This is a genomic window from Eubacterium limosum (assembly GCF_000807675.2).
Taxonomy (GTDB): domain Bacteria; phylum Bacillota; class Clostridia; order Eubacteriales; family Eubacteriaceae; genus Eubacterium; species Eubacterium limosum.
In genome coordinates this window covers 541,858-558,054 of the sequence record NZ_CP019962.1, presented here as the reverse complement: position 1 = coordinate 558,054, position 16,197 = coordinate 541,858, and the positions used below count along the sequence as shown (strand labels likewise).

16 protein-coding genes are annotated in these 16,197 nt (G+C 47.6%); 14 read left to right on the top strand and 2 right to left on the bottom strand.

Annotated features, from left to right (window positions below):
- Positions 1-96: 96 nt before the first annotated feature.
- On the top strand, positions 97-1,083 hold the full coding sequence (locus B2M23_RS02530; protein ID WP_013382682.1) for a D-isomer specific 2-hydroxyacid dehydrogenase family protein: 987 nt from the start codon (positions 97-99) through the stop codon (positions 1,081-1,083).
- Between the two features lie 60 nt (positions 1,084-1,143).
- Here the strand turns inward: B2M23_RS02530 and B2M23_RS02525 are convergent, their stop codons facing one another.
- Entirely contained in the window at positions 1,144-1,818 is a 675-nt protein-coding gene (locus B2M23_RS02525; RefSeq protein ID WP_052237358.1) for a TetR/AcrR family transcriptional regulator, read from the bottom strand.
- A 249-nt stretch (positions 1,819-2,067) separates the two neighbouring features.
- On the opposite strand from B2M23_RS02525, the gene B2M23_RS02520 reads away from it, so the two are divergent.
- The 11 genes from B2M23_RS02520 (at position 2,068) to B2M23_RS02475 (ending at position 13,096) form a co-directional block, all read left to right on the top strand.
- On the top strand, positions 2,068-3,240 hold the full coding sequence (locus B2M23_RS02520) for a uroporphyrinogen decarboxylase family protein (RefSeq protein ID WP_038353215.1): 1,173 nt from the start codon (positions 2,068-2,070) through the stop codon (positions 3,238-3,240).
- Positions 3,241-3,263: 23 nt separating this feature from the next.
- A complete protein-coding gene (locus tag B2M23_RS21075) occupies positions 3,264-3,413 on the top strand; it encodes a hypothetical protein (protein ID WP_013382679.1) in 150 nt (49 codons plus the stop codon).
- 12 nt (positions 3,414-3,425) lie between these two features.
- Positions 3,426-4,361 (top strand): EamA family transporter, encoded by a 936-nt coding sequence (locus tag B2M23_RS02515; protein ID WP_013382678.1) that lies wholly within the window; start codon positions 3,426-3,428, stop codon positions 4,359-4,361.
- 285 nt (positions 4,362-4,646) lie between these two features.
- Entirely contained in the window at positions 4,647-6,050 is a 1,404-nt protein-coding gene (locus tag B2M23_RS02510) for an aspartate ammonia-lyase (RefSeq protein ID WP_038353214.1), read from the top strand.
- A gap of 216 nt (positions 6,051-6,266) precedes the next feature.
- Positions 6,267-8,228 carry an elongation factor G gene (locus tag B2M23_RS02505; RefSeq protein WP_038353213.1) on the top strand — a complete coding sequence of 654 codons (1,962 nt, stop codon included), beginning with the start codon at positions 6,267-6,269 and terminating at the stop codon, positions 8,226-8,228.
- Between the two features lie 14 nt (positions 8,229-8,242).
- Positions 8,243-8,929 carry a response regulator transcription factor gene (locus B2M23_RS02500; protein ID WP_038353212.1) on the top strand — a complete coding sequence of 229 codons (687 nt, stop codon included), beginning with the start codon at positions 8,243-8,245 and terminating at the stop codon, positions 8,927-8,929.
- Positions 8,930-9,014: 85 nt separating this feature from the next.
- Positions 9,015-9,938, top strand: coding sequence for an ABC transporter ATP-binding protein (locus tag B2M23_RS02495; RefSeq protein ID WP_038353211.1), 924 nt, complete (start codon positions 9,015-9,017; stop codon positions 9,936-9,938).
- Positions 9,931-10,653 carry an ABC transporter permease gene (locus B2M23_RS02490; protein WP_038353210.1) on the top strand — a complete coding sequence of 241 codons (723 nt, stop codon included), beginning with the start codon at positions 9,931-9,933 and terminating at the stop codon, positions 10,651-10,653. Before B2M23_RS02495 ends, B2M23_RS02490 begins: the two co-directional genes overlap by 8 nt.
- A 9-nt stretch (positions 10,654-10,662) precedes the next feature.
- Complete coding sequence (locus B2M23_RS02485; protein WP_038353209.1) at positions 10,663-11,397, top strand: ABC-2 transporter permease family protein; 735 nt, start codon at positions 10,663-10,665, stop codon at positions 11,395-11,397.
- A gap of 13 nt (positions 11,398-11,410) precedes the next feature.
- A complete protein-coding gene (locus B2M23_RS02480) occupies positions 11,411-12,160 on the top strand; it encodes an ABC transporter permease (protein WP_052237357.1) in 750 nt (249 codons plus the stop codon).
- A 24-nt stretch (positions 12,161-12,184) separates the two neighbouring features.
- Entirely contained in the window at positions 12,185-13,096 is a 912-nt protein-coding gene (locus B2M23_RS02475) for a sensor histidine kinase (protein WP_081571077.1), read from the top strand.
- A gap of 24 nt (positions 13,097-13,120) precedes the next feature.
- Here B2M23_RS02475 and B2M23_RS02470 read toward each other — a convergent pair whose 3' ends face one another.
- Positions 13,121-13,777: a GntR family transcriptional regulator gene (locus B2M23_RS02470; protein ID WP_038353208.1), complete on the bottom strand. Its 657-nt coding sequence runs from the start codon at positions 13,775-13,777 to the stop codon at positions 13,121-13,123.
- A 173-nt stretch (positions 13,778-13,950) separates the two neighbouring features.
- Here B2M23_RS02470 and B2M23_RS02465 point away from each other — a divergent pair, with 173 nt between their 5' ends.
- Together B2M23_RS02465 and B2M23_RS02460 are read left to right on the top strand one after the other, a co-directional pair.
- Positions 13,951-14,811, top strand: coding sequence for a metallophosphoesterase family protein (locus B2M23_RS02465; protein WP_081571075.1), 861 nt, complete (start codon positions 13,951-13,953; stop codon positions 14,809-14,811).
- A gap of 26 nt (positions 14,812-14,837) precedes the next feature.
- Positions 14,838-16,181 (top strand): ABC transporter substrate-binding protein, encoded by a 1,344-nt coding sequence (locus B2M23_RS02460; protein ID WP_038353206.1) that lies wholly within the window; start codon positions 14,838-14,840, stop codon positions 16,179-16,181.
- Positions 16,182-16,197: the final 16 nt, after the last annotated feature.

The window sequence follows — 16,197 nt, the reverse complement described above, 5'->3', positions numbered from 1 at the left end:
AGTGATTTTATTATACCACAACCAAAAAATTTATTCCGTAATTTGCTTTTGGGTATATAATAATAAAAAGAAATTTTTTGTAGCGAGGAGAAAACAATGCTGAAAATTGCCGCCTTTGAAGTGCGAAAGGATGAAATAAAGGACTTTAAAAAAGCTGCCGAAAAATATAATGTAGAGTTGATTTTTACGGGTAAACCGCTGAGTGTGGAGACCTTTGATTTTGCCGAGGGCTGCGGCGCAGTGACAAGCCTTGGGCATAGCCGTATTGACCGCGTGATTTTAAACCTTATGCGGGACGCGGGTATCCGTTTTTACTGTACCCGCACAGTGGGCTATAATCATATTAATCTGGAGTATGCCAGGGAGCTGGGCATTCGTATCTGCAATGTCAGTTATCCTCCGAACGGAGTGGCGGAATATACGGTTATGCTGATGCTCATGTCTTTAAGAAAGTATAAGCAGGCTATGTTCCGGGGAAACGTCAATGATTACTCGCTGGAAGGTCTGGAGGGCCGTGAGCTTAGAAATATGACTGTTGGAGTTGTGGGGACCGGGCGTATTGGCCGAACAGTTATTGAGATTCTGCAGGGCTTCGGCTGTCGAATCCTTGCCTATGACGCTTATCCAAATGGCTCGGTTGCGGACATGGCAAAATATGTGGAGTTGGACACTCTTTACGCTGAAAGTGATGTCATAACTCTGCACACGCCGCTGCTTGAGAGCACTTACCATATGATCAACAGGGAAAGCATTGCGAAAATGAAGGACGGCGTGGTGCTCATCAATTGCGCAAGGGGCTCTCTGATGGATGTGAGCGATGTGATCGACGGCATTGAGAAGCAGAAGTTCGGCGCCCTTGGACTGGATGTTATTGAGCATGAGGATGGTATTTACCATGTCAATCACACGGTGGATATTATCAGCAACCGGGATATGGCATACATAAGACAATTTCCCCATGTCACGATGACCCAGCATATGGCCTTTTACACCGAGGAGGCTGTGCGCAGCATGGTCTATGGTGCCGTCAAAAACCTGAGAGATCTGAATAAAACAGGAAGCAGCGCTTTTGAGCTGTTTTAATAAAGAAAGCCCAGCGGCATTAAGAAACTTCTTAATGCCGCTGGGCTTTCTTATTTTGTGCTAGCGATTCAGTGGTTCAACCTTAAAATAATCGACATGCTTCAGCTTGATCTGAGGGCCAAGCTCCTGAGCTTTTTGAATGATCCGCTCGATTTCCTGATGGTTGATATTCATCTGAGCATAGGTCAGCTCGATATCATAATCAATGATCTGTTGTTCCGGCAGCATAAGGTAGCCAGAGCAGTAATTAACGATCAGGGCCTGTTCCATACCAAGGTTTGTGGCAGCGATTATCTTGACATAATCTCTGTCAATAGGCAGTTTAAAGGCTTCGACGTGGAGCTGAAAAAAATTTTCCATGATGTTTAAGGCGTACTCAAGCGGAATGTTATCACTGTATAGATCATAAAAAAAAGTTTTCACATGATCATCAGAAAAAAATAAGTTCATGTAGTTTGTAATTTCCAGAGCTGTACAGAGCTTGAGATCATTTTCGTATTTTGAGGAAATGAGCTTTCCGGTTTCCTCCTTAATGTTGAACATAAAATTATTATAGATGATGCCGGCAACTTTCCGTTTTGTCTGGAAATGGTAATGGAAGGTTCCGGTGTTGACATTGGCTTTTTCACAGATATCATTGTAGGTCGTGTTCTTATACCCTTTTTCATAGAAAAGCTCGCGGGCAGCCTCCATAATATTTTCTTTTGTTTCCCGTCCGGTTTTATATTTTTTCATAATTGTCCTTTATCTAGTTTGTACTAACGTAAGTATAGCATATTTCTCAAAAGACGACAATAAGTGGCGGATTATCTGATATTCTGCAATATTTAATATAAAAAAACATAAAAAGAGAATATGAAAACAATTAGATAAATAACTTTTTATATTTTACGAAAAATGGTTGACAAATATAAATTTTAAAGTATACTTAATATTAAGTGCACTTTTAAAAATGGACGTTCAAAAATTATGAGGTGAAAAATTATGTCCGATAAAAGAAAAGAATATAATGAACGGATGGAAATGCTGGAGACAACACTTAAAATCCAGGAACCAAAACGTGTGCCAGTGAACTGTCCAGCAGAAATTTCCTATGCAATTGAATACGCGGGCCTGCCGTACCGCCAGGCTTCATGGACACCGGAACAATGCCAGGTTGCTTTTAAAAAGGTGTTCGATGATTTTCATTGGGATTGCTTTGAAAGTCTTTTTACAAGGCCGCCGATGTTCTATCGTCTGCTGAACGCAAAAAATTTCACGGAGAGTGAAAGGGGATTTGTGCAGCATCCGGAAATCAGCGCTATGAACCCAGATGAATATGACGAATTAATTGAAGATCCCTATAAAATGATCGTATCAAAGCTGCTGCCGCGTTTATATCCGGCTTTGGACCAGCCAGCGCCATATAATGCTTATGCTATGACAAAGGCTGCATTGGAGTTTGGCTCTTATATGGGCGCTTTAGAAGAAATTACCGCGTCTCTCGCCCATGATTATGGAGTGCCGGCATTAGGGTCAAACCTTACCGTTGCGCCGTTCGATTATCTGGCAGATCAGTTCAGAGGTTTTACGGGAATCTGCAGAGATGTGCGAAAGTCTCCGGATAAGGTTAAAGAAGCGCTGGATGCGGTGACACCCATTCTTGTTAAGGGTGCGACAGCCTGTTATCCGGGAGAAAAGGGCGCAACCTTTCCATACGTGTTCATCCCGCTGCACATGGCGCCTTATATCAACAAAAAAATGTTTGAAGAGTTTTACTGGCCGTCATTTTTAAAATTTATCGACATTCTGGTTAATCAAAAAGGACTGACACTGTCGATTTTCTTTGAAGGTGACTGGGAACGATTCTACCCGTATATGCAGGATATTCCAAAATCTGATAAGATCATTGCCATTATGGAATACGGTGATATGAAAAAAGCTAAAAATACAATCGGGAAAAATCTGTGTCTCCAGGGCTTCTATCCGATTTCGTTACTGGGCTACGGCACAAAGCAGGAATGTATTGATAAAGCCAAAGAGGTCATTGACATTATGGCGCCGGGCGGCGGCTATATTTTCTCCCTGGACAAATATATTCTGAATGCAAGCGACGTTAACCCTGAAAATATGAGAGCTGTCAATGAATTTGTAAGAGATTACGGTGTGTATAAGTAAATATTTACAGAAAGGATACGAACATGGAAAATAAATTACTCTATCCGTTTGATGAATATCAACAGGATTTGAAGGAAGAATACCTGACGGATGAAGACAAAGCCGTGATGAAAGCCCGCTGGGATGACCTGGATGAGCTGATGTTTTCACTGGTTTTCTTTATGACTGTGTAAGGAGCAGGGAAAATGAATGATAAAGGAATATTTAAAAAGGGGTTTACGCTGGCTGTTTTGTCCGCTGCACTGTGGGGGCTTTTCGGGCCATTCCTGAGACTGATGGCGGAAAATGGTATCAGTGATATTACAGTAACCACACTGGCGCCGACAATTATGTTTCTTTTCTTTGGCGGCTGGATTTTGATAAAAGACCGCAGCATGTTTAAAGTCAGCTGGAAAGTTCTGATCGTATTGATGATCCATGGCTTTGTTCTGATGAACGGCATGAATTTTGCCTATGTGCAGGCTGTCTCAAGAATTCCGGTTGGGATAGTATCCCTGCTGGCCTTCTGCAATGTGATTATTCTGATGATTATGGAACGTATTTTCAAAGGGATAAAGCTGACAAAGGTTAAGATCATCGCCTGCAGCATTGCCGTTGTCGGTGTTGCGCTGGTGCTGCAGATTTTTAATCTGGGAACCTCCAGTCTGGATATAATGGGGATTATCTGGGCATTGGCCAATTCTTTGATTTTGGCAAGCGCTTACTTTCTGATTTCGCATGTATATTATCCAAATGATGTGAGCTGGCAGGCACAGCTTTTTTATCCTAATCTGTTTGGAGCGCTGTTTCTCTATGTTACCGCCTGCCCGCCATGGCAGATGATCAGCGATATTGCAGGAGCTGCAGCGCAGAACGGAGCCATTGTCTGGATTATCGTTTTGGGATTTGCGGCGCTGCCACAGGTCTTATCTTTTTCGTGGATACAGATGGCCTTTGGCATGATCGACGCGCCCTATGTATCGATGGCCTACTGCCTTGAGCCGGTGGTCGCACTGATTGCAGGATTTTTCATGTTTGGGGAATCCATGACCATCGTACAGATTATCGGTATTATTCTGACGATTGTTTGTATTTTTTATACCTATTATGCTGAATCAAAAGAACCGCTTCCAGAAAATTAATAAAAGGGCAGAAGTCCCCATTATACTTGCACTATAATGGGGGCTTTCTTTTAATTCAGCATGTGCCTATTATACATAAGAAATGAAAAAGGGTCAATTATTCATTGAGATGTCCTCGAAATAAGGACAACCGCCAATCGTTGAAAGATAAATGTAACAAATCGGTTTCAACCTTGTAAAACAGTTATTTTTTAGGGGAAACTTTATTACAGCGCATTGATTTTTAAGGTGGGTGGCGTTATGATGTGTCCATAAAGTAAATACATTTTTTGTAGAGGGGTTAAAATGCAAGAAAGAATCGAACATGATTCGATTGGAGCACTTCCTGTTCCAGTCGATGCCTATTACGGCGTACAAACCTTAAGGGCAAAACAGAATTTTTATATCACCGGAAAGCAGCTCCATCCCGATCTGATTGTCAGTCTGGTGCAGGTTAAAAAGGCTGCGGCTATGACTAATTTTGAAACCGGTGAGTTAAATAAAGAAATCGCTGACGCTATCATTGCAGCGTGCAACGATGTGATTTCAGGAAAATACCACGATCAGTTCATCGTTGATCCCATCCAGGGAGGCGCGGGAACCTCCTCCAATATGAACGCCAACGAGGTAGTGGCAAACATTGCCATTGAAAAGCTTGGCGGTATAAAGGGCGATTACAGCATTGTCCACCCCAATGACCATGTGAACATGTCTCAGTCAACCAATGATGTGTACCCGACCGCGGGCAAGATTACTGCGCTTAAGCTTACCCAGAAGCTGCTGTTCCAGATGGAACGCCTGGGCGAGGCATTAAAGCAGAAATCCATTGAGTTTGACAATATTATAAAAGTAGGGCGCACCCAGCTTCAAGATGCGGTGCCCATGCGTCTGGGCCAGGCCTTCAACGCTTACCGCTCCGCCATTGACCGGGATACCCTCCGGCTGAAGAAAACCCAGAATGAGCTTTGTATTGTGAATATGGGCGGTACAGCCATCGGTACAGCCATCAATGCCAATCCGGAATATCTGAAACGGATTCCTGTGAACCTGAAAAAGACCACAAGCTTTAACATGGTGCTGGCTGAGGATTTGATTGACGCGACTCAGAATCTCGACGCCTTTGTGTCGGTTTCTGGCGCGTTAAAGGCAGCGGCGGTCACTTTGTCCAAAATGGCCAATGACTTCCGGCTGCTGTCCAGCGGCCCCAAAACCGGCTTTGCGGAAATTAATCTGCCGCCTAAGCAGAATGGCTCATCCATTATGCCGGGCAAGATCAATCCGGTTATCCCCGAGGTTGTCTCTCAGGTGGCCTTCAATGTTATTGGCAATGACCTGACCATCACCATGGCGGCCGAAGCCGGACAGCTTGAGCTCAATGCCTTTGAGCCAGTGCTGTTTTATAATCTGTTTGAATCCATCGAAACCCTGACCAACGGGATTTCTACCTTTATCGACAACTGCATTACAGGGATTACGGCCAATGAAGACCGGTGTGAGGAACTGTTGGAACACAGCATTGTTACGGTTACAGCGCTTTGTCCGTATATTGGCTATAAGGAAGCCTCCGACATTGCCAAGGAATCCATTTTAAGCGGCAAGCTGGTTTCTCAGATTGTCAGAGAAAAGGGTCTGCTGAGCCAGGAAGAGCTGGAAACGATCCTTGACCCGTCACTGATGACTGAGCCCATGGAGGAACAGCAGATTTCCTGAGAAGAAAGATACTGGCGCAGTTCGAAATTGCCTCTCTCACATGCAATTGCCAGCCTCGATAAAGCCTGCGCGATTGCATCGAGAGCGCCACTCGATTAAGACGTCATTAACCTATAAATTTTATGAAGCTGCCCTCGGGCAGTTTTTTTAATTTGTACGTCCAAAGCCCCAGTGATATAATAGACCCACACTAAAGCAGATTTTACAGGAGATTTTATGAAGCTTGTACTAGGAATTCTGGCCCATGTAGATGCCGGAAAAACGACTTTTTCAGAACAGCTGCTGTACCATACCCGTGCCATCAGAAAACTTGGGCGTGTGGACCATCAGGACGCTTTTATGGACCATCACCCTATTGAACGAGAACGGGGGATTACCATTTTTTCGGATCAGGCAGTTTTTGAAATCGGGGGAGATACCTGTTATCTGGTGGATACCCCGGGACATGTGGATTTTTCATCGGAAACCGAGCGGGCCATTCAGGTGATGGATGCGGCTGTAATCGTAGTATCGGGTGTTGAGGGGATTCAGAGCCATACCGAAACGCTGTGGAAGCTCTTGCGGCGCTACGATGTGCCGACGTTGATTTTTATCAATAAAACAGACCGGGAAGGCGCAGATATTCCCGGAGTCATAAAAGCGCTGAAAACAAAATGCAGTTCGGATTGCCTGATGTTTACCGGGCACTATGAGGAGGGCATCATGGACACAATGCTGGCGGAGGCTGTGGCGGAAAGGAATGAAGCACTGCTCGAGGCCTACCTGGATGAGGGATACAAGCCAGAAGCATGGCAGAGTGCTCTGGGGCAGATGTTTAAAAAGGCAGAAGTTTTTCCGGCTTTTGCAGGCTCGGCATTAAACGATACAGGAATTGACGCTTTTATCAAAGCGATGACAATGCTTCTCCATGACAAGGAAAGCCCGGCAGAGGAGCCTTTCAGCGGCCATGTGTACAAGATACTCCACGACAGCGCGGGCAGCCGCCTGAGCTTTGTCAAGGTGACTGCGGGAAAACTGAGGGTTAAAGACGAGGTAGTGACCGGAAAGGACAGTGAAGGCAGACTCGTCCGGCAGAAAGTAAACGAGATTCGGATTTACAGCGGCGGACGGTATACTACGGTGCCGGAAGCAGCGCCCGGGGATCTCTGTGCTGTGACGGGCATGGACGCCACCCGGCCTGGGGATGGTATTGGAGAAAACCTGTACCATGCCGACTACGCGACTGTGCCGCTGCTGACCGCCAGCGTCATCTATGATGAAAGCCTGAACGTAAGAACCGTGCTTGAGGCTTTTAAGGAGCTTGAGGACGAGGACCCTATGCTGGAGATCGTCTGGAATGAGAGCCTGCAGGAAATGCAGCTCCACATTATGGGTGCGATTCAGTTGGAGGTGCTTGAGGAGATTGTCAGAGAGCGTTTTGGTCTGGAAGTCCGCTTCGGCGACTGTGAGATTCTCTATAAGGAGACCATCGCGTCTCCAGTGACTGGCTACGGCCATTTTGAACCTCTGCGGCATTACGCAGAGGTACATCTCAGGCTGGAGCCCGCCGCGCCGGGCACAGGCATTGCCTTTGACAGTGTGTGTTCTGTGGATATTCTGGATACCAATTATCAGAATCTAATAAAGACCCATGTGTTTGAACGTGAGCACAGGGGTGTGCTGACCGGGTCGCCCATCACCGATATGCGCATCGTTCTGGTCAACGGACGGGCACATCTTAAGCATACCGAAGGCGGCGACTTCAGGCAGGCGGTTTACCGGGCGATTCGTCAGGGACTGGAGCAGGCAGAGTCCGTTTTACTTGAGCCGGTCTACCGATTTGAGATCGAGGTTCCCTCAGAGGCGATGGGGCGTGTCATGTCGGATATCCAGAAAATGGCCGGGCGTTTTGAAGCCCCCGAGCTCAGCGAGGACCAGGCAGTGATTTCTGGCTTTTGTCCGGTGGCTACGATGATGAATTACAGTCAGGAAATCCTGTCCTTCACCAAAGGCCGAGGGATGCTCAGAGCAACCTTTTCCGGTTATGAGCCCTGCCACAACGCAGAGGCGGTCACCCTGCGCATCGGTTATGATAAAAAACATGATGTGGAAAACACTTCGGATTCAGTTTTCTGTTCTCATGGTGCTGGCTTTAACGTTCCATGGGATCAGGTGGCGGAATATATTCATTGTAAGTAAAGGCGGTGTAAAGAATGGAGCAGACGAAAATTTTAGTCGTTGAGGATGACCGGGAGATTAACAGCATGCTGTGTGAAATGCTGGATGAAAATGGCTATGCGGCAGAGGGTGCTTTTACAGGTATGGAGGGGCTGTCCAGACTGAGAAGCGGAAGCTATGATCTGTTGATACTGGATTTGATGCTGCCCTATAAAAGCGGCGACGCAGTGCTGCAGGAGCTCAGGAGCTTTTCCAGCTTACCGGCCATTGTTATTTCAGCCAAGGATACCGTACAGAACAAGCTTGACCTTTTCCATCTGGGCGCGGACGACTATCTGACAAAACCCTTTGATCTGGATGAAGTGCTGGTACGGGTCGAGGCTGTCCTCAGGCGCTGCGGCAGCAGCAAAACCCAGAGAGCTCCGGAAATTTTACAGGCTGGAAAGCTGGCGGTGGACACAGAGTCAAAGACAGCCAGCGTGGATGGGCAGGAGCTGGAACTGACTGCCAAGGAATACGGTATCCTGGAGCTTTTGATGCGCTACCCCCACAAGGTTTTTTCAAAGGCTAACCTTTTTGAAAGTATCTGGAACGAGGAATACGCCTGTGAGGATAATACCCTGAATGTGCATATGAGCAACCTCAGGAATAAGCTGAAGGCAGCAGACCCGGAGACAGAGTATATCAAAACGGTCTGGGGTATGGGGTATCGGATGAATTAATTTAAGGTTTTCTTTAGAACTGGGTTAAGAACTTCTTTATTCCTGCGGCGTAGAATGAAAGCATCAAGGAAAAGGAGACACTAAAATGGACGAAGTTGTATTAAAAGCGACGGATTTGTGTAAAAATTATGGAAGCTTTAAAGCCCTTGACCATTTGAGCCTGACCATTGAGAAGGGGAAAACCTATGGCTTGATTGGCCAGAACGGCGCAGGGAAGACGACCTTTATAAGACAGGTTTGCGGGCTTTCCTATCCGTCTGGCGGGGAGCTGGCGCTCTTTGGTAAAGGCGATGAGAAAGGAATGCGTGAGGGAAGAAAGCGCATGGGCTGCCTGGTGGAGACGCCGGCGCTGTACCAGGGCATGACAGCAAAGCAAAATATGGAGGCCCAGCGGATTCAGAGAGGAATCCCGGATAAGAAAGCCGCAGAGAGAACCCTGGAGCTGGTGGGGCTTACGGATACGGGGCGGAAGACAGTAAAGCATTTTTCGCTTGGGATGAAACAGCGGCTGGGTATTGCCATGGCTCTTATCAGCGATCCGGAATTTCTGGTCCTCGATGAGCCCATCAATGGGCTGGACCCGGTGGGGATTGTGGAAATCCGTGAGCTTTTAAAGCGGTTAAACACAGAGCGCGGTACCACACTGCTGATTTCAAGCCATATCCTCAGTGAGCTCTATCAGACGGTGGATCATTTTATTATTATCGACAGGGGGCATATCGTTGAATCGCTGACCCAGGAAGAACTGGATGAGCGCTGCCGCCGCCACATCGCCATTGAGGTGGATGATGCGGCCAGAGCAGCCGCAGTCATTGAGGAAGCTCTTCACACCGATAATTACAGAGTTATGCCTGACGGTACCATTAAGCTTTACGACCATCTGGAGGAGATACGCACAGTATCGGCAGCTTTATCTCAGAGTGGGTTGCTCCTGACAGGCATCAGCGTCCGGGGTGACAGTCTGGAGGACTACTTCCTGCAAAGCATCGGAGGCCGGAAAAATGGGTAATCTGCTTCGGCTGGAATGGTACAAGCTCTGGAGGGATAAGACTTTTTACGCCGTGTTTGGCGTGACGGTGCTTCTGGGAATCTGTATCAGCTTTGACGGTCACAGCGTGACCGGGCTGCAGGTTATGGAGGCGTCGCTTCATACCGCCAATCTGCTGATTCTGCCAGTCTGTGTGTTTCCTGGGCTGTTCATCGGCCGCGAGTTTGACGAAGGCACTATTTATCACGGAATTGAGAGCGGCCACAGCCGGTTTCAGGTATTTCTGGCTAAATCAGTGGTATTTTTTATCGGGTGCGAGGTGCTTATGATGGCCTTTCCGGCTGTCAATGTGTTTTTTCACAGCCTGGCGTTTGGCTTTGGTGAGCCCATGTCTGCTGAGATTGCCCTGTACCTGATAAAGGTGACCGGAGTTGTGGTGGTGCTCAACGCAGCTTCAATGGCAACAGGCCTTCTTTTGGGGTTTTTATGCCGGGATGTCGCAAAGACGATTGGTATCAGCCTGTTTATTTTTGGGATTTTGACCTTCATATTAAATCTTTACGGCGCAAAACTGAGTTTTTTGAGTTTCCTGATTCCCATGGCCGCTGAACGTCTGCTCATGACTGAGATACTCCCAGCAGCGTCGCTGTGGTTAATTTTAGGATCAGGCGCAGCATGGATTGCAGTGCTGGGGGCAGGGGCGTTTTTCTGCTTTGTCAGATGTGCTCTGCAGTAGAGGTGTACCATGATTAACTTGTTGAAGATGGAATGGTACAGGCTCAGGCACAGCAGGCTTTTCTGGGGACTGCTGTTGGGTATTTTTATTGCTGGATTGTTCATCGGCGTGTCCGAAACAGAGGGACAGGCTGTAGCAAGCGCTGCCGCCAATGGAAATGGAGGTGTGCAGCTGATCCTGCAGATGATGTCGGAAGCGGTTCCGATGGGTTTTCTTGCTTCGATTTTTGGCGTTATTTATCTGGGACAGGGATTTGCAGAACGCACACCTAATCTTGCAGTTGAGAGCGGTAGTGGCAGGCTCACTGTTTTTTTGAGTAAAATACTGATTTACCTCATGGTTATTTCGTTGGCTATGATGGTTTACATATTGGCGGGCGTGATGGTCGCAGCTGTTACCCTGAACTTCACCGGGGAGCTTTCAAGGTTTAAGGGACTTCAAATAGCCGTAACTTTTTTTATGACAGGTTATGCAATGTGTGGAATGGTGCCGCTGTTTCTGGCAATATTCAGAGACGCGGCAAAAACAACACTGTTTTCAATTCTGGCGTTGATGCTGCACATTTTTCTGGCAGTATCCGGCAATGTATTAAAAGGAGTGCAGTGGTGTATGCCTTTAAATCAAATGCAGGCTTCAGGACTGGGGATGGCAGAGTGGCTGACAGCCATAGGGATCGATTTTGCTTTTTTGGTGATTCCTTCTTTCCTGGGCTGTCTGATTTTTTCAAAGCGTGAGTTGAAGTAGAGGAGATGACGAAATGCTTGCTTTAATCAAAATGGAGTTTTATCAGCTTGTCCGTAACAGGTTGTTTTATCTGATGGCTGGAATCAGTATTATTTTCGGGGCCTTGATGAGTTCGGGATATATTGGAGATACAAATCCCTTTGGTGTCCCGATGGCCGATGGATTATCTGTATTTGGAGGAATGGTCTATGATTCCACCATGTGGCTCATTGTCATTGGGGCGATGAGCGCTCTGATGCTCGGGCAGAGCGCCTCGGATAAAACGCTGGCGCTGGCTGTATCCGCGGGGCACAGCCGCGCTTCTGTTTATTTTTGCAAGGCGCTTGTGTTTTTGCTGGCTGTCAATATCGTGATGTTTCTTTATCCTTTCGCGGGACTCATTGTCACTGGTGCGGCGCACGGGTTTGACAAAGGCATTATTACAGAGCCTTTTGCCCAGTATCTTCTCAGAGTTACCGGTATGGTTTTTCTGGCAAACTGCGCGGTTTTCAGCATTTCAATCCTGTTAATGGCCGTTTTTCAGGATGCGGCCAAGACAACGGCCTGCGCAACGCTGGCCATTATTCTGGAATCCTTTGGGATGATATTTTTTCTGTCAAGGAGGATGTCACCACTTTGGCTTCCGCCTTATATGGCGAGGGCAGCGGTTTTTACACCTTTGAATATATCCCAGGTTATCCTGATTCTGACAGCATGTCTTGGTTTTACGGCTTTACTCCTGGGCGCTGGATATTTTGTGTTCAGGAAGAGAGAGATAAAATAAAACAAAACAGAAAGCGTGGGGTCAATGTTTGGAATTATCGTGGTTTTAGCTGTGGCTGTGGCGGTATTAGCGGTTCGGACAGTGGTTATGCGGCGGGAGATAAGGAGTATGAGCCGCCAGCTGGAGGACTTATCCGCCGGACGGTCTGAGAAGAAGATCAGTCTGACCTTAGTGGATGCCCGGCTAAACGAGCTGGCGACTCAGATCAACGAGAATATGGAGATCCAGAAGCAGCTGCGCATTGACACGCGAAAGAGCGAACAGCGCCTAAAGGATTCCATCGCGGGTGTTTCCCACGATTTGCGGACACCATTGACAGCGATCATCGGTTACGTTCAGATGCTTGAGCGCAGCGGACTGAGCGGGGAGCAGCAGGAAAAAGCTGCGGTGATTTTAAAAAAAGCCGACGCCATGCGGGAGCTGGTTGAAAGCTTTTTTGAACTCTCTGTCATGGAATCGGGTCAGTCGGAGCTCGCGGAAGAACCGGTTAATTTTACCAATATTGTCTCAGAGGCGGTGGTGGATTTTATTCCGCGGTTTGAAGCGGCAGAGCTTGAGCCTAATGTTGACCTTGGGGATAAAAGCCTGTATATGGCGGGAGACAGAACCGCTCTGCGGCGCATTGTCCAGAACCTTTTGTCCAACGCCCTTAAATACACCGCAGGCAGGGTAAAGGTCACCCTCGAGGAAAGCGCTGGAAAAATAATCCTGTCGGTTGCCAACGAGGTGAGGCCTGACACCTCTCCGGATATGGAAAGGCTTTTTGAGCGCTTTTACACAGCGGATGATTCCAGAAACAGCGGAAGTGCCGGACTGGGGCTGTATATTGTGAAATTGTTGGCGGAAAAAATGCAGGGTGCGGTGAGTGCCTCTTTTGTGAATAAAACACTGTCGATTTATGTTGTATTCCAAGAGGAAAAAAACAAACAGGCTTGAAGCGGTTGTCTTCAAGCCTGTTTGTTATATCTGCCCATAATACAGAATCTGGTTTCTGGCATAGTCAAAGTATTCATCCAGCAGCCGGTCAGTGTGGTCGTAGGCCTCGTCAGTGATGGACTGGTTGAGCTGATGAATAAAGCCGACGGTAGTCTGTGTTTTCTTCGGGATAGCTGTGGGATGTGTCATTTTGTTGTAAACAGATGTGCTGATTACGCGTTCCCAGGAGGTGTTATAGACAACGGTCAGCTGACTGTTGCCTGCGCTGGCGATAAAGCAGCTGTTGTACTGATGGGTTTTTTCAATATAGGACGCGTACTGGCGTTCATTCCGCAGGACCTGGGCCTCATCGCCGAGGCGCTTTAAGGCGGCAATATCAAAAATGGTTTCGCCGTTTTTGACTTTTTTGACAGCGCTGTGCTCAAACAGGATCATCATTTCCAGAATACCCACCATTTCGCGGCTGGAGGTTTCCCGGATGGAGATGCCCCGGTTTTTATGATAGGTAATAAAACCTTCGTACTCCAGCTGTTTCAGGGCATAGCGCACCGGCGTGCGGCTCATGCCGAGCCCCTGGGACAGGGAGGCCTCGGATAAAATATCCCCTGGGATCAGCACGCCGGCCAGGATTTTTTCCTTGAGCTGTCTGTAGGCGTCTTCTTCTCTGTTTTGAATTTTCATAGTCCTTTTCTCCATTAACCGATTATTAACGTTAAATTAACGGGTTTGTGATATTTCATATCGAATACGAGTAGTATACTACAGGTGTCCGACACGGTGAGTTTGGTATTATCATATAATAATTACGGTAGAAAAACAAGTATTCAAATCGATAAATATCTGAAAAGGAGAAAATGATGAAGACAATCACTTTCGCACATCTTTCCGATCTGCACATTCTAAAGGACTATGGCAACTCGATGTTTAAGGACATGGTGGGCCATATGGAAAAAAAGCCCTGCGAGGTTCTTGAAGGAATTTCCGGCTGGCTCAGGGAAAACGCCGGAAAACTGGACTTTGTTCTCTTGACAGGCGACCTGGTTCATGAGGGCGGAGCAGATGAATACCGTTACCTGAAAATGCTCCTGGAAGAATATTTCGACGGCACGCCGGTCTGTCCGGTTCTTGGAAATCATGACAGAGTGGCAGCTTTCCATGAGGGCTATGAAAACAGTGAGCCGGGCACAGAACCTGTATACTACGCGAGAGAATTTGACGGGCTCCAGCTCATCGTACTGGACTCCAGCGTTGGCTGTGATGCCACGCATCATTCCGGGCGCTTTGACGAGGCGCAGTTTGTATTCCTTGAAAAGGCACTGGAAAAGAAGATGCCCCGCGGGCATATTGTCGCTTTTCACCACCCGGCCTTTGACGAGTGGGCAGATGAACGGGTCAGCGCCTTTGGTGTGGAAGGCTCCGAACGGCTTGGAGAGATTATCAGCGGAAAAAATGTCCTGGCGCTGCTGAGCGGACACACGCATGAGAATATCAATACCACCTTTTACGGCGTACCAGCCTATACAGCTGAGAGCACTGCTTTTGGTGTGGCCATCAATGAAAAGGGGATGTACATGACCCCGGCAGCAGGCTTTAATCTCTGCACGGTAACAGACCGTACGCTTCGGGTTGAGACCCTGTCTTATCCGCCGAATGACCAGCCTATTACAGAGCCTATCCCTCTGGAAGCGCTTGGACAGATGATGAAAAACGCGTAAGCGGCATAAAGAAAAGGAGCAATGAAATGAATAAATTTGTTAAGGGCATTTTAGGCGTTATTTTGTCGGCAACGGTCGCAGGCACAACTCTGGCAGGCTGCAGCAGTACAGGCACTGGAGGAGCCGGCAGCGATTCAGCGGTCAACGCGTCATCAGGAAAGCTTGATCCTGATAATCCCACCGAGATTACCTTTTATTCTTACAGCCTGGGATACCCAACCATGAAGTCTGGCATGGAGCATTTGATCAGCAGCTTTAATGAGACAGTCGGTAAGGAAAAGGGGGTTGTTGTTAAGGGCGTTGTGGACAACAACATGAGCCAGAACAGCGCGGATATCGCCGCGGGTATGGAGGTGGATATTGTCCAGCACGCTTTTGGAATGCTGGACGCTTCCCGGCTGAACCTTGGCTTTAAATCCTATGAAGAGTTGTTTCCTGCGGATGAGCTGACAGAGCATACAGGTCAGATGATTCCAAATGCTCTGGAACTCGGGAAAATTGACGGGCAGATGTACGGGCTGGCCTTTACCTTCAGCACACCGATCCTCTACATCAACAAAGGGCTTTTTGAACAGGCAGGCCTGGATACAACAAATCTGCCAAAGACTTGGGATGACGTCTACAAAGCAGCGGTACAGATCAAGGAAAAAACCGGTAAAGATGGCTTTGGCCTCGCGCCGGATAATGGCTGGATCAGCGAGGGACTGATCTTTTCAAACGGTGGCGAGGTGCTGAGCAGCGATAAAACCGAGGCGAAGTTTGACAGCCCAGAAGCTGTTGAGGCTTATGAAATGTGGAATAAGCTCTACAGCAGCGGCGCAGCGGTAAAAGGCAGCGACAAGGATGTCATGGATGCTTTTATGGCTGGCAACGTGGCCATGAATCTCCAGTCCACTTCTCTGCTCAGCGGTTATCAGAGCGCGGCAAAGGCCGGCGGCTGGGAGCTGTTAGGCGCAGAAATGCCGCAGTTTGGTGATAAAGCCTCTGTTCCGGTAAATTCCGGGAGTTGCCTGGCCGTCCGTTCAGATGATCCGACCAAGTCTGCGGCCGAATGGGAGTTTATCAAGTACGCTACCGGAAAGGAAGGATACACCATCATCACTTCTGAAATCGGCTATCTGCCGCTGAGAATGGATATTACCGAAGATCCGGCTTATCTCAAGGATTTTGTGGACGCGAACCCCATTGTCAAAACAAACCTGAAGCAGCTTGAAAGAATCAAACCAGTGACCATCTGGCCAGGAACTGGAGCAAAGGAAGAGTATCAGGTATTCCTTGACGCTACTGTCAAGTCCATCACTGAAGGCAATGTTCAGACTGTTTTATCGGACGCGGCTAAGCAGATGAATGACCTTCTAAAGAACAATTAACAATAAGGTGATGAAC

Coding starts and splice junctions, on each gene's coding strand:
- B2M23_RS02530 (WP_013382682.1), top strand. CDS start 97: ATGCTGAAAATTGCCGCCTTTGAAGTGCGAAAGGATGAAATAAAGGAC.
- B2M23_RS02525 (WP_052237358.1), bottom strand. CDS start 1,818: ATGAAAAAATATAAAACCGGACGGGAAACAAAAGAAAATATTATGGAG.
- B2M23_RS02520 (WP_038353215.1), top strand. CDS start 2,068: ATGTCCGATAAAAGAAAAGAATATAATGAACGGATGGAAATGCTGGAG.
- B2M23_RS21075 (WP_013382679.1), top strand. CDS start 3,264: ATGGAAAATAAATTACTCTATCCGTTTGATGAATATCAACAGGATTTG.
- B2M23_RS02515 (WP_013382678.1), top strand. CDS start 3,426: ATGAATGATAAAGGAATATTTAAAAAGGGGTTTACGCTGGCTGTTTTG.
- B2M23_RS02510 (WP_038353214.1), top strand. CDS start 4,647: ATGCAAGAAAGAATCGAACATGATTCGATTGGAGCACTTCCTGTTCCA.
- B2M23_RS02505 (WP_038353213.1), top strand. CDS start 6,267: ATGAAGCTTGTACTAGGAATTCTGGCCCATGTAGATGCCGGAAAAACG.
- B2M23_RS02500 (WP_038353212.1), top strand. CDS start 8,243: ATGGAGCAGACGAAAATTTTAGTCGTTGAGGATGACCGGGAGATTAAC.
- B2M23_RS02495 (WP_038353211.1), top strand. CDS start 9,015: ATGGACGAAGTTGTATTAAAAGCGACGGATTTGTGTAAAAATTATGGA.
- B2M23_RS02490 (WP_038353210.1), top strand. CDS start 9,931: ATGGGTAATCTGCTTCGGCTGGAATGGTACAAGCTCTGGAGGGATAAG.
- B2M23_RS02485 (WP_038353209.1), top strand. CDS start 10,663: ATGATTAACTTGTTGAAGATGGAATGGTACAGGCTCAGGCACAGCAGG.
- B2M23_RS02480 (WP_052237357.1), top strand. CDS start 11,411: ATGCTTGCTTTAATCAAAATGGAGTTTTATCAGCTTGTCCGTAACAGG.
- B2M23_RS02475 (WP_081571077.1), top strand. CDS start 12,185: ATGTTTGGAATTATCGTGGTTTTAGCTGTGGCTGTGGCGGTATTAGCG.
- B2M23_RS02470 (WP_038353208.1), bottom strand. CDS start 13,777: ATGAAAATTCAAAACAGAGAAGAAGACGCCTACAGACAGCTCAAGGAA.
- B2M23_RS02465 (WP_081571075.1), top strand. CDS start 13,951: ATGATGAAGACAATCACTTTCGCACATCTTTCCGATCTGCACATTCTA.
- B2M23_RS02460 (WP_038353206.1), top strand. CDS start 14,838: ATGAATAAATTTGTTAAGGGCATTTTAGGCGTTATTTTGTCGGCAACG.